Origin of the sequence: Corynebacterium sp. HMSC076D02 (assembly GCF_001813815.1) — a bacterium.
Lineage (GTDB): Bacteria > Actinomycetota > Actinomycetes > Mycobacteriales > Mycobacteriaceae > Corynebacterium > Corynebacterium simulans.
In genome coordinates this window covers 125,622-136,728 of the sequence record NZ_KV814045.1, presented here as the reverse complement: position 1 = coordinate 136,728, position 11,107 = coordinate 125,622, and the positions used below count along the sequence as shown (strand labels likewise).

Here is an 11,107-nt window from a genome sequence, read left to right as displayed (position 1 = left end):
GCTGAAAATGCCGTGACAAACGGGATGAAAAAGCTCAGCAGGGCCAAAGCTCCGGCGCCAATCAGCAGGCGCCGGAGCTTTTTGTCTTGGGTGGAAAGCGCGATGGCCCAGGTAACCACGGTGAGAATGACTGGTGCGGCGCGCAGGATGATGACCGTTACCAAGGAGGCCATATCAGGCGACATGGCCGGTTCTGCAAGTTGTTCTTGGAACAGGAAGGTCCACAGCACCTCGACCAAGACCAACACCGTGAAGGCAACTCCGACGGCAAAATATCGCTTCCCGCTGCGGGATGTGGAGCCGAACTTGAGGCTATCCGAGGAGAGGAAAAGAATCGTGAGCAGCGTTGCAATTGGTGCGATAAGGCCCGCGATATTGATGTTGGGCAGCGACATCTGTGCGCTGTATTCCTCCCAGTAGCACCACACCCAGGTGGCCCAGGAAGCCGCGCCGAGGAGTGCGCAAAGGCCTACTCGCAGGTCTCGTGTTGGCCGGAAATAATAGAAAAGGCCCAGGATGATGTGCGCGAGCGTGACGAAAGCAGTGCCGACGACGGGTCCGACGAAAGGAGGCAGGAAGAGCGGAAAGATTGGCAGCAACAGCAGGCTGGCCACAAAGAGGCCGAGGCACAGCCGTGCACCAAAACGTTCGTTCATTTCCAGTCTCCTTTCTAAGACGTTGCGAGCCATGCTGTGAGGGATTCAGCGTTAATACAGGGGATGAATACGGGGAACGCCGATCATAGTAACGCCAGATTGGGCAAAGCTGTAGGATTTGGGGCATGCGCGTTTATTTAGGAGCAGACCACGCAGGGTTCGAGATGAAGAACGTCATCGTTGAACACCTGAAGAAGCAGGGCCACGACGTCATCGATTGTGGCGCACACGTTTACGACGCTGAGGATGATTACCCAGCTTTTTGCATTGAGGCGGCACTGCGTACCGTCAACGATCCCGGTTCCTTGGGCATCGTGCTCGGCGGCTCCGGCAACGGTGAGCAGATTGCAGCCAACAAGGTAAAGGGCGCGCGTTGCGCACTGGCTTGGTCCCCAGAAACCGCCCGCTTGGCTCGCGAGCACAACAACGCTCAGCTGATCGGCATCGGCGGCCGCATGCACTCTGAAGAAGAAGCGCTGGCCATCGTGGATGCCTTCCTCGAGCAGGAGTGGTCCGCAGCTGATCGCCACCAGCGCCGCATCGACATCCTGGCGGAGTACGAGCGCACTGAGATTCCGCCGGAGCTTCCTGAGGCTTAGTTCCTTCAAGGTTCCTTTAAGGTGCCTTCAAATACTAAAACTGCTAAAAGCGCCTTCACTTCTTTTCGCCCACCCACTGGATGTGGGGCCAACGAGAAATGAAGGCGCTTTTTAGATGCCTAGCTAAGCAGACTCGCGCTGTCTAGTTCTCGCGCTGCTTAGCTAGCGTTGAACTCGTTTGGGTGCGGGCCGCCGCGGCCTTCCTCACCAAGATCCAGATCCGTGATGGCAGCCATCTCGTCCTCGGTTAGCTCAAAGCCAAAGACATCGAAGTTTTCCGCAATACGCTCTGGGTTCGCGGACTTCGGGAACAAGATGACGTCATTTTGCAGGTGCCAGCGGATGATGACCTGCGCAGGGGAGACCCCATATTTCTTGGCAGGCTCGGTAACCTCATCAATCTCGAAAAGGTCCGTCTGGCCCTGACCGAGTGGGCCCCAAGCCTCAATCTTGACGCCGTGTGCACGGAAAGCGTCCAATTCGCGCCAACGCTGCAGGTACGGGTGCAGCTCAACCTGGTTAACCACCGGGGTAACAGAGGTGTGGGTTTCCAGCTGCTCTAAGTGCTCGAGCTCGAAGTTGGAAACGCCGATGGATTTGACCTTGCCGGACTTTTGCAGCTCAATCATCTGCTTCCATGCCTCGACGTAGTTGCCGTTTTCTGGGCACGGCCAGTGGATGAGATAAAGATCGACGTAGTCGAGGCCCAGCTTCTGCAAAGACTCATCGAGGGCCTCTGCGGCGTTGGTCTGGCTATCATTCCACAGCTTGGTGGTAATAAATAGCTCCTCGCGCGGAATATCGGAGTTAGCGATGGCGCGGCCTACGCCCTCCTCGTTGCCATAAACGGCAGCAGTATCGATGTGGCGATAGCCCACGCGCAGGGCTTCAGCGACGAGCTCTTCGGTCTTTTCTGGATTGACCTTGAAGACGCCGAAGCCAAGCTGTGGGATTTCGTTACCGTCGTGGAGTTTCATCATTGGTACAGACATGGTTCCCAGACTACGTTGCGAGTGAACAACTTAGCAGAAGCCAAGCTCAGCGGTACAAAATAGCCACAAAAATTTACGTATTAATTATTGCTCGGGTGGTGCTGTTGCTGGGCGCCCAGTGTGGGGGCGAGAACTAGAAATCGAAATCGAAGCCAAAGAGACCGTCGTCGCCATCGCCGCCGTCGAAGAGGCCGTCGAAGAATCCGCCGCCATCTTCGCCGTCACCGCCCGTGTTTCCGGCGATGTCACCACCGCCTAATTCACCACCACCCTGGTCGCCGCCCCAGTCGCCGCTTTCGGCAGCTGCTGCCGAGTAGCCAATGCCGGACATGCCGCTGAACATGGCATTGAACATCATGGAGTAGCCCATCATCCATACGCCGGTGCTCAGTGCGTCGGCCCACCATGGGCGGGAGTACCAACCAGCCGGAACCGGGCGGCCTGCAACCACGCCGCCGGGGTAGTAGTTCGGCGTCTCGCTGGATGCATAAGGCGAAGCGGTAATCGTCTGGCCGTCTGCCTCAACTGTGCGCTTTTCAGTGACCTTGCCAGCCTGGCGCTGGCCCTCCAACGGTGGGAGCTCTGGACCTGCATCCATGCCCATGATTTCGCGCGCTGCGTTGACATAGTGCATGCCCTCTAGCGCGGATTCGCGCGCCAGATTCGCCTGCTTGACGGTGTTGGCGCGGGAAATCGCGGCATTGGCTGCGGTGAAACGCTCGGAAGCATCTGCCATGGCTTGTGTGGAAGCAGCGTCGGTGCCGGAAATCTGCATGACCTGACCACCCAGGCGCTCAGTCCAGCGGCGGGCATCTGCCAATGCGTCCTCGAAGCGCTGCGCTTCAAGCTCTTCGCGCCTTTTCTTCTGTCCGCGCGAAGCAAAGTAGGCGGCGCCGCCGCCGACGGCAATAAGCAGGATAATTGGTGTCAAGAAAACTCACTTCCAAATCTTGATGGGCAACACACGTTGAACGCCTTCCAAGCCTAGTTAGTTCCCCACGTTGACGGGCCGGTTTTATTTTCTGCCGGCAAGTGCGCTAAAGTGGTTCGCACGTCAAACATCGCTAGATGTCGGACTGTGGGAATGTCGTATAGTGGCTAATACCTCAGCCTTCCAAGCTGAAGACGCGGGTTCGATTCCCGTCATTCCCTCCAATTTTTAAATCTCGAGTCAACGTTTCATGCAAATGTTGGCTCGAGATTTGTCGTTTTCCACCTTGCGATCAAATCCAGGGAAAAGCCCATAAAGCGTGCTTGTTTGGCCGAAACCCCAAATGGTGAGGTGACAAACCTACATGGTGAGGTCTAAAAGGTGAGGTCAGTAGACTCCAGCCACAGCCGTTATCACCAGGCGCAGAATTGACGGCGTGACCTCACCATCTAGGAATGGGCGACCTCACCATCTGGTTTAGGGGCAAGGCCCACGTCCCACAGTGCGATGTTGTGGGGCTTCGCTGAACGGGCTGCGGAGACGTTGCCGATGCAGTGGAATGGCGCCGCAAAACAAGCGCTAAAACTCACGCTTGAAGGCGTTAACTTTGCGTAATTGGCCGTTGCGACGGGGAGGAAATTCATAGCTGTTAACCTGCGGAAATGCTCTTAAGTGGGGGTCGGTGTTAGGTCATTTGGAGATATGCCGCTACACTATTTCGAGTATGCAACGCACCCACGGCGAAAAGCATGACATGTTTTAGAAGATCGTGGAGGCCTACATACGGGGCGTGGCGCAGTTTGGTAGCGCACCTGCTTTGGGAGCAGGGGGTCGCAGGTTCAAATCCTGTCGCCCCGACGTATGGGGGTCTGGGAATACCCTTAAAGTATTTCCAGACCCCTTATTTACATTCTGAACCAATTTATGCCAGGAGAGTTTCTCGTGAAGACCACCGTAGACAAGCTGAGCGATACCCGCGTCAAGCTCACCGTCAACGTTCCGTTTGCTGAGCTGGACAAGGAAATCGATCAGGCCTACGCGGCGATCGCACAACAGGTTTCTATCCCAGGTTTCCGTAAGGGTAAGGCTCCGCGCCAGCTTATCGACGCCCGCTTTGGTCGCGGCCCGATTCTCGAGCAGGTTGTCAATGACATGCTGCCGACCCGTTACGAGCAGGCAGTTCAGGAAAACGACCTGAAGGTTATCGGCCAGCCAGAGGTTGACATCGCGAAGATCGAGGACAACGACTTCGTCGAGTTCACCGCTGAGGTTGACATCCGCCCGGAGATCGAGGTTCCGGACTTCTCCAAGCTGTCTGTTACCGTTCCGGCTCTGGAGGCTAAGGAAGAGGACGTCGACAAGGCTCTCGAGGACTTGGCAGCACGCTTTGGTGAGCTCAAGGACACCAAGCGCAAGATGAAGACCGGCGACTTCGCCATCATCGACATCGTTACCGAGATCGACGGCGAGAAGCTGGAAGAGGCATCCTACGAAGGCATGTCCTACCAGATTGGTGATGACGACCTCATCAAGGGCCTTGACACCGCACTGCGCGGCATGAAGACCGACGAGGACAACGAGTTCACCTCCACCATCCAGTCCGGTGACCACGCTGGTGAAGAAGCAACCATCAAGGTTCACGTTCAGCAGACCAAGGAGCGCAAGCTTCCGGAACTGGACGATGAGTTCGCACAGATGGCTTCCGAGTTCGACACCATGGACGAGCTGCGCGAGTCCACCAAGACCCGTGTTGAGGAGTCCAAGAAGGCTGAGCAGGCTGCGAACATCCGCGACGAGGTTCTGAAGGCTGCTCTCGACGGCGTTAAGTTCGAGCTGCCGACCTCCGTCGTTGACGAGCAGGTTCACGCACAGCTGCACCAGATCCTGGGCCAGCTGGCTCACGACGAGAAGGCATTCGCACAGCTGCTTGAGGCGCAGGGCACCACCCGCGAGGAGTTCGATAAGGAAGCTCGCGAGTCCGCTGAAGAGTCCGTCCGCACCCAGCTGTTCCTGGATGCCGTTGCTGAGGAAGAGCAGCCTGAGGTCTCCCAGCAGGAGCTGACCGACCACATCCTGTTCACCGCTCAGTCCTACGGCATGGACCCGAACCAGTTCATTCAGCAGCTGCAGTCCAATGGCCAGATTGCAAACCTCTTCTCTGATGTTCGCCGTGGCAAGGCTCTCGCAGCCGCTATCTGCCGCGTTGACGTCAAGGACGAGGACGGCAACAAGGTTGACGTCGACCAGTACTTCGGCGAGGTCGAAGAAGAGGGCGCTGAAGATGCTACCGAGGAGAAGTAGGTTTCTTTCGTAGCGAGCGGTTTCTAGCGCACTAGCAAACCCCGGATTCATGAATGAGTCCGGGGTTTGCGTGATCGTGAACGCCCTCTAGAGATGTGCGTGGGTCCTAGCTGGTTAAGGCATTGTCCACCAGAGCCAGGAAGCGCATGACGTAGTCCTTTACAAATTCTGCGGTGTGTTCATTAAGACGGCCCGAGTCTTCGAAAAGGGTGGGTGATTGGCCGAGGAATACCTCGGGCTGCCCAGGAAAAGGCATATCAAAGTAAGACAGGGCCAATCGGAGGTTCTTTTGTGAGCTATACCCACCCATGCGCCCTACAGAATGGCTGATGATTCCTGCGGGGAGGTTCTTCCAAGCCACATCTGAGTTGGGTTTAGAACCGATGTCCACCGCGTTTTTGAGGCATGCGGGGATTGTGCGGTTGTTTTCGGGCGTAATGAAAAGGACTCCGCTAGAGTTCTTGATGGTGTCGCGGAAGGTGGTGTACTCGGCCGGAGTTGGCTTGTCCGTGACCGCGGGATCATCGTAGTCGAAGTCATAAAGGGGCAAGTTGCGGATTTCGAGGATGTTTGCCTCGTAGTCTTTCGGGATCATTGTGAGTACTTCGTGCGCAATCTTGCGCGCAATTGATCCGCGACGCAGGCTACCTACGATAACGGTGATGCGTGGGGTGGAAGTCATGCTGAACCTTCTTTCTTCATTGGGGCTGGATTAAGGGAGAAAAGGCTTGCAACCGAAAGCTGGGGGCGGGCCGGCACTGTGGGCGGCAGCGAGAAATCCCTCTATTTTGTCATCTTCTTCATTGCGGAAATACAGTTCAATGAGGCCCAAGAGCCCTCCCAGGACGGCCTCGCGTGCGGCCGAGCTTTGTAGCAGCCGCAATGCCGCAGGTTGGTTTCCTTCACGAATAGTCTCAAACAATGCAATGGTTTCAAGCCAGCTTCCTTGGTCTGGTCGTGGGAAGGGTTTAGAAATCCCAGTCATCATCACTCGTTTCTTCAGCGGTACCAATGACATAGGAGGAGCCTGAACCAGAGAAGAAGTCATGGTTCTCGTCTGCTCCAGGAGCTAGGGCGGCGAGAATTTCTGGGTTAACTTCCGTTTCCTCAGGTGGGAAGTAATCTGGGTAGCCTAAGTTCATCAGGGCCTTATTTGCGTTATAGCGAACGAAGACGGCCACATCGTCCATGAGTCCTAATGGTTCATATAGTTCGCCGGAGTATTCCAGCTCTAGGGAATAGAGCTCCTCGAGCAAAGAGATGGTGAAATTCTTCATCTCTTTTTGCCTTTGAGGAGAAGAAGATTCTAGGCCACGCTGGTATTTATATCCCGAGTAGTAACCGTGTACTGCCTTGTCACGCAGAATGAGGCGAATCATGTCTGCCGTATTGGTCAGGGTGGCGTGGACAGAAAAGTGTAAGGGGAGATAGAAACCCGCGTATAGAAGGAGCGAAGAAAGAAGCGTCGATGATACCTTGCGCTTGAGCGGATCCGGCCCGAAATAGTGCGTGAGGACTTTCTTGGCACGTGCTTGGAGAAGGTCATTATTCACCGCCCAGCGGTAGGCTTCGTCGATTTCCTTTGTGCTGCTTAGCGTAGAAAACACTGAAGAATAAGAACGGGCGTGAACTGATTGCATGAAGGCAATGTTGGTGTAAACGGCCTGCTCATGCTCGGTGCGGGCGTCTTGAATTTGGCAGATTTCTCCCACGGTAGCCTGCACGGTATCTAAAGTGGTCAGACCTGTGAACACCCGCATGGTGAGGTTACGCTCTGAGGGCGTCATTTTCTGCCAGGCTGAGAGATCATTAGAAAGCGGCACTTTCTCCGGCAGCCAGAAATTGGCGGTGAGCCGGTTCCATACTTCAAGATCCTTTTCGTCACTCACACGGTTCCAATTGATGGGGCGGATGCGGGCTGAGGGATCATGTCGGAAGCTCGGAGGCGTAACAGAGATGCTAGTTAACGCAGCAGCGTTCGATGCTGAAGTCATTACTTTTTCCTTTCGGGTGAATTGGTAGTGCAAAAGATGGGAGGGCAGCGCTCCTATAAAGCGCAGGAGACGCAGCCTTCGACCTCAGTGCCTTGGAGCGCGGATTGGCGTAAACGGATGTAGTACAAGGTCTTGATGCCGGCCTTCCAGGCATAGATTTGCGCCCTGTTGATATCCCTAGTGGTGCTGTCGGCAGTAAAGAACAAGGTCAGAGAAAGGCCTTGGTCCACGTGCTGCGTGGCCATGGCGTAGGTATCAATGATTTTCTCGTATCCCACGGTGAAAGAGTCCTCGAAATACTCCACATTGTCGTTGGTCATTTCCGGTGCGGGGAAGTACACGCGCCCCAAGCGGCCTTCCTTGCGAATTTCGATCTTGGAGGCAATCGGGTGGATGGATGCAGTCGAATCATTGATGTAGGCAATTGATCCAGTGGGTGGAACTGCCTGTAGATAGGCGTTATATATTCCGTCTCGGGCCACCTGATTCTTTAATTTCAGCCAGTCCTCGCGTGTAGGAATCCGCACGCCTGCTTCATGGAAAAGCTGCTCTACTCGCTTGGTGGCAGGTACCCATTCCTGTTTGAGATACTTGTCGAAGAATGCGCCGGAGGCATAAGCAGAGTCTTCAAAACCCTGGAATCGCTGACCTTTCTCTACCGCTAACGCATGGGATGTGCGCAGCGCATGATAGGTCACAGTCAGGAAATAGAAGTTGGTAAAGTCCAAAGCCTCGGCGCAGCCATAGGGAATCCGTTTGGAAGCAAGGAAACCATGGAGATTCATCTGCCCCAAACCAATCGCGTGCATGGATTCATTGCCTTTAGCAATGGAAGGAACTGCTTCGATATCGGTAAGATCTGAGACTTGGGTGAGCGCGCGCACTGCGGTTTCTACAGTTGCTCCAAAATCCGGTGATGCAAAGGCCTTAGCGATGTTGAGCGAACCCAGATTGCATGAAATGTCTTGGCCGATGGTGGTGTAGTTGCCAGATGGGCCAAGAGTGGATGGCGTGTTGACTTGAAGGATCTCGCTACACAGGTTGGACATATTGATACGTCCTTTGAGGGGATTAGAGCGATTGACCGTATCTTCGAAGAGGATATAGGGGTATCCAGATTCAAATTGAAGCTCAGCAAGCGTAGTGAAAAACTCCCTGGCCTTGATGGTGGTGTGCGAAATTCGCGGATTGGTCACCAGCTCGTCGTAATGCTCGGTGATAGACATGTCGGACATGGGCACGCCGTATTCGCGAGCAATGTCATATGGACTAAACAGATGCATGTCCTTGTTCTCTTTGGCCAGGCGAAACGTTATATCCGGAATAACGACACCCAGTGAAAGGGTCTTGATGCGAACTTTTTCATCTGCATTTTCCCGTTTGGTATCGAGGAAGCGAAGAATATCTGGGTGATGCGCATGCAGGTAGACAGCCCCAGCGCCCTGGCGGGCTCCCAGTTGGTTGGCATAGCTGAAACTATCCTCCAGAATCTTCATAACTGGGACTACGCCGGATGCTTGGTTCTCAATCTTTTTGATCGGGGCTCCGGATTCGCGCAGATTGCTTAGCAATAGGGCCACGCCACCGCCGCGTTTTGATAGTTGTAGCGCGGAGTTCACACTGCGGCCAATGCTTTCCAAGTTGTCTTCTATTCGCAGGAGGAAGCAAGACACCATTTCACCGCGCTGAGCCTTGCCTGCGTTGAGAAAAGTAGGGGTGGCGGGCTGGAATCGTCCGGACATGATGTCGTCCACCAGTTTCTCTGCAAGAACTTTGTCGCCTTGTGCCAGGTAAAGAGCTGTGGTGGTGACGCGTTCTTCGTAGCCTTCAAGGAGTGTTGAGCCGTCAAAGGTTTTTAGCGCGTAGGAAGTAAAGAACTTAAATGCGCCGAGGAATGTGCGGAACCGATGCTGGGCGCGATGTGCTCTGTCATATATGGCGCACAGGAACTCGTCCTCGTAAAGTTCGAGGAAACCCCGCTCGTAGTATTCATTATCTACTAACCATTCCAGGCGTTCCGTGGTGGAGCTAAATGTGCGCATGCGGGGAGCAACATGGTGGGCTAAATAATCTTGTGCTGCCTCAATATCTTTGTCGAACTGAATTCTCCCGGAAGAATCGAATAAGTTCAGCTGTGCGTTGAGCGCATGGTAACTTTTGCGCTTACCAACGCCGCCTTCGTCGTTAGCACCGGTGGTGATGCGATGGGCTGCGTCAACAGGCTGCGTGGGTGTGGTCTGCGGAGGGGTCATTGTGTAGTCCAATCTGTGTGGTCCGGACGTGTTCTTCATTTTTTGACGTGTTCTTGCTGTTCCCAAAACTTGTGAAGACCTTGTTTTACGATGTCAATATCTTTTTGGGTGCCGAGTAGCTCGAAGTGATACAGCTCGGGCACGTGGCACTTGGCGGAAATGATTTGGCCGGCTACGCAGTAGGCGTTTCCGAAATTGGTGTTTCCTGAGGAAATGACGCCGCGGATAAAGGATCGATTGATTGGGTCGTTAAGGAAAGTGATGACCTGTTTAGGAACCGCGCGTTTGAGAGAGCCGCCTCCGTAGGTAGGGACGACGAGTACATACGGGTGTGAAACCTGGATCATTCCGTTTTTCTTGGGCCGTAGTGGAATTCGCACTGCGGGTCTGCCTAGGCGTTCAACAAATCTTTTTGTGTTTTCAGAAACGCTCGAAAAGTACACCAAATCTGGTGAGTCTGACATAGCAATCCTGCTCATCCTGGCCTGAGCCATTCGTGGGATATGTGATATACGAAAGCGTAACTACGTGTGAGCGTAGTTGCAAACTACGTTGCAACGTATATTTTAAAAGGGCAGGTAATGTTAGGTTTAGGTGGAGGGGGATGGCTTTTATGGGGTATGAGGAGCTACAAAAACTGCGTCGGTAGCTGGGCGTCCGAGCAGTACCCACGGAGCGCTACCAAATACTCGCACTTCGAGTGATTCTGAAAAGGGGGCTCCTTCGCGCGTGTCTAGAACGGCACCCGTGACGATGCCGTGTTCTTTCAGGAAAGCTAGTAGTTGTGGGTCGGAATCGGAGATTCGTTCAACGATCACCTGAGTTTGTGCTCCGCTGTCAGAGAGCCGGTGTGCACGAGGAATCGTGATGTTCCCATCAACTGTGGGAATAGGATCGCCGTGTGGATCCCTGCTGGGAAAATTGAGGAACTTGTCCACGCGCTCTATCAGCATGTCCGACACTGCGTGTTCGAGGTTTTCTGCTTCGTCATGGACTTCGTCCCATGTATAGTCCAATGCCTGTACCAAGAAAGATTCAAGCAATCGGTGACGGCGCACCATATCCAATGCATACTGTCTACCCCGATCGGTGAGCTCCACTGCTCCGTAAGGTGTGTGTGATACCAACCCTTGCTTGGTCATTTTGCGCACTGCATCGGAGACTGAGGAGAGTTTGAGCCCTAAATGTGCTGAAATAAGCGTGGCGGTTACGGGCTCAGATGACCATTCCTTTAGCCCCCAGATGGCTTTCAAATAATTCTGTGTGCTAGTGGAAAGCTCGGAAACAGACATGGGAAAATCTTAACCCAGCACCTTAGTGTGTGCTGACGTAGCGCTCCCAACGCTCATAGCGAACAGGGGCCAAATTTGAGAAGAATGTCG

Annotated in this window: 10 protein-coding genes and 2 tRNA genes; 4 read left to right on the top strand and 8 right to left on the bottom strand. The window is 54.3% G+C overall.

Annotation, left to right across the window (positions count from 1 at the left end; translation table 11 throughout):
- On the bottom strand, window positions 1-656 hold a 656-nt coding region (locus tag HMPREF2935_RS06080), incomplete at its 3' end, for a hypothetical protein (protein ID WP_070732401.1).
- A gap of 125 nt (window positions 657-781) precedes the next feature.
- Here HMPREF2935_RS06080 and HMPREF2935_RS06075 point away from each other — a divergent pair.
- Window positions 782-1,255 (top strand): ribose-5-phosphate isomerase, encoded by a 474-nt coding sequence (locus HMPREF2935_RS06075; protein WP_061924185.1) that lies wholly within the window; start codon window positions 782-784, stop codon window positions 1,253-1,255.
- Window positions 1,256-1,413: 158 nt separating this feature from the next.
- Here HMPREF2935_RS06075 and HMPREF2935_RS06070 read toward each other — a convergent pair whose 3' ends face one another.
- Window positions 1,414-2,247, bottom strand: a complete 834-nt coding sequence (locus HMPREF2935_RS06070) for an aldo/keto reductase (protein ID WP_061924182.1) — start codon at window positions 2,245-2,247, stop codon at window positions 1,414-1,416.
- A gap of 133 nt (window positions 2,248-2,380) precedes the next feature.
- Window positions 2,381-3,178: a hypothetical protein gene (locus HMPREF2935_RS06065; RefSeq protein ID WP_070732398.1), complete on the bottom strand. Its 798-nt coding sequence runs from the start codon at window positions 3,176-3,178 to the stop codon at window positions 2,381-2,383.
- Between the two features lie 149 nt (window positions 3,179-3,327).
- On the opposite strand from HMPREF2935_RS06065, the gene HMPREF2935_RS06060 reads away from it, so the two are divergent.
- The 3 genes from HMPREF2935_RS06060 to tig all read left to right on the top strand — a co-directional run bounded on the left by HMPREF2935_RS06060 (window position 3,328) and on the right by tig (window position 5,479).
- Window positions 3,328-3,402: transfer RNA gene (locus tag HMPREF2935_RS06060), tRNA-Gly, on the top strand.
- Window positions 3,403-3,962: 560 nt separating this feature from the next.
- Window positions 3,963-4,036, top strand: a tRNA-Pro gene (locus HMPREF2935_RS06055).
- Between the two features lie 84 nt (window positions 4,037-4,120).
- Entirely contained in the window at window positions 4,121-5,479 is a 1,359-nt protein-coding gene (tig, locus tag HMPREF2935_RS06050; RefSeq protein ID WP_061924176.1) for a trigger factor, read from the top strand.
- A gap of 106 nt (window positions 5,480-5,585) precedes the next feature.
- Here tig and HMPREF2935_RS06045 read toward each other — a convergent pair whose 3' ends face one another.
- The 5 genes from HMPREF2935_RS06045 to HMPREF2935_RS06025 form a co-directional block, all read right to left on the bottom strand.
- Window positions 5,586-6,161 (bottom strand): NADPH-dependent FMN reductase, encoded by a 576-nt coding sequence (locus HMPREF2935_RS06045; RefSeq protein WP_061924173.1) that lies wholly within the window; start codon window positions 6,159-6,161, stop codon window positions 5,586-5,588.
- A gap of 286 nt (window positions 6,162-6,447) precedes the next feature.
- Window positions 6,448-7,473 carry a class 1b ribonucleoside-diphosphate reductase subunit beta gene (gene nrdF / locus HMPREF2935_RS06040; RefSeq protein ID WP_082787678.1) on the bottom strand — a complete coding sequence of 342 codons (1,026 nt, stop codon included), beginning with the start codon at window positions 7,471-7,473 and terminating at the stop codon, window positions 6,448-6,450.
- A gap of 53 nt (window positions 7,474-7,526) precedes the next feature.
- Window positions 7,527-9,725 (bottom strand): class 1b ribonucleoside-diphosphate reductase subunit alpha, encoded by a 2,199-nt coding sequence (gene nrdE / locus HMPREF2935_RS06035; RefSeq protein ID WP_070732396.1) that lies wholly within the window; start codon window positions 9,723-9,725, stop codon window positions 7,527-7,529.
- A 35-nt stretch (window positions 9,726-9,760) separates the two neighbouring features.
- Window positions 9,761-10,219, bottom strand: coding sequence for a class Ib ribonucleoside-diphosphate reductase assembly flavoprotein NrdI (gene nrdI, locus HMPREF2935_RS06030; protein ID WP_070518240.1), 459 nt, complete (start codon window positions 10,217-10,219; stop codon window positions 9,761-9,763).
- Between the two features lie 117 nt (window positions 10,220-10,336).
- Window positions 10,337-11,017, bottom strand: a complete 681-nt coding sequence (locus HMPREF2935_RS06025; RefSeq protein ID WP_070732394.1) for a metal-dependent transcriptional regulator — start codon at window positions 11,015-11,017, stop codon at window positions 10,337-10,339.
- Window positions 11,018-11,107 lie beyond the last annotated feature (90 nt).

Excerpts from the sequence above, each read along its gene's own strand:
- HMPREF2935_RS06075 (WP_061924185.1), top strand. The coding sequence starts at position 782 with ATGCGCGTTTATTTAGGAGCAGACCACGCAGGGTTCGAGATGAAGAAC.
- HMPREF2935_RS06070 (WP_061924182.1), bottom strand. The coding sequence starts at position 2,247 with ATGTCTGTACCAATGATGAAACTCCACGACGGTAACGAAATCCCACAG.
- HMPREF2935_RS06045 (WP_061924173.1), bottom strand. The coding sequence starts at position 6,161 with ATGACTTCCACCCCACGCATCACCGTTATCGTAGGTAGCCTGCGTCGC.
- nrdF (WP_082787678.1), bottom strand. The coding sequence starts at position 7,473 with ATGACTTCAGCATCGAACGCTGCTGCGTTAACTAGCATCTCTGTTACG.
- nrdE (WP_070732396.1), bottom strand. The coding sequence starts at position 9,725 with ATGACCCCTCCGCAGACCACACCCACGCAGCCTGTTGACGCAGCCCAT.
- nrdI (WP_070518240.1), bottom strand. The coding sequence starts at position 10,219 with ATGGCTCAGGCCAGGATGAGCAGGATTGCTATGTCAGACTCACCAGAT.
- HMPREF2935_RS06025 (WP_070732394.1), bottom strand. The coding sequence starts at position 11,017 with ATGTCTGTTTCCGAGCTTTCCACTAGCACACAGAATTATTTGAAAGCC.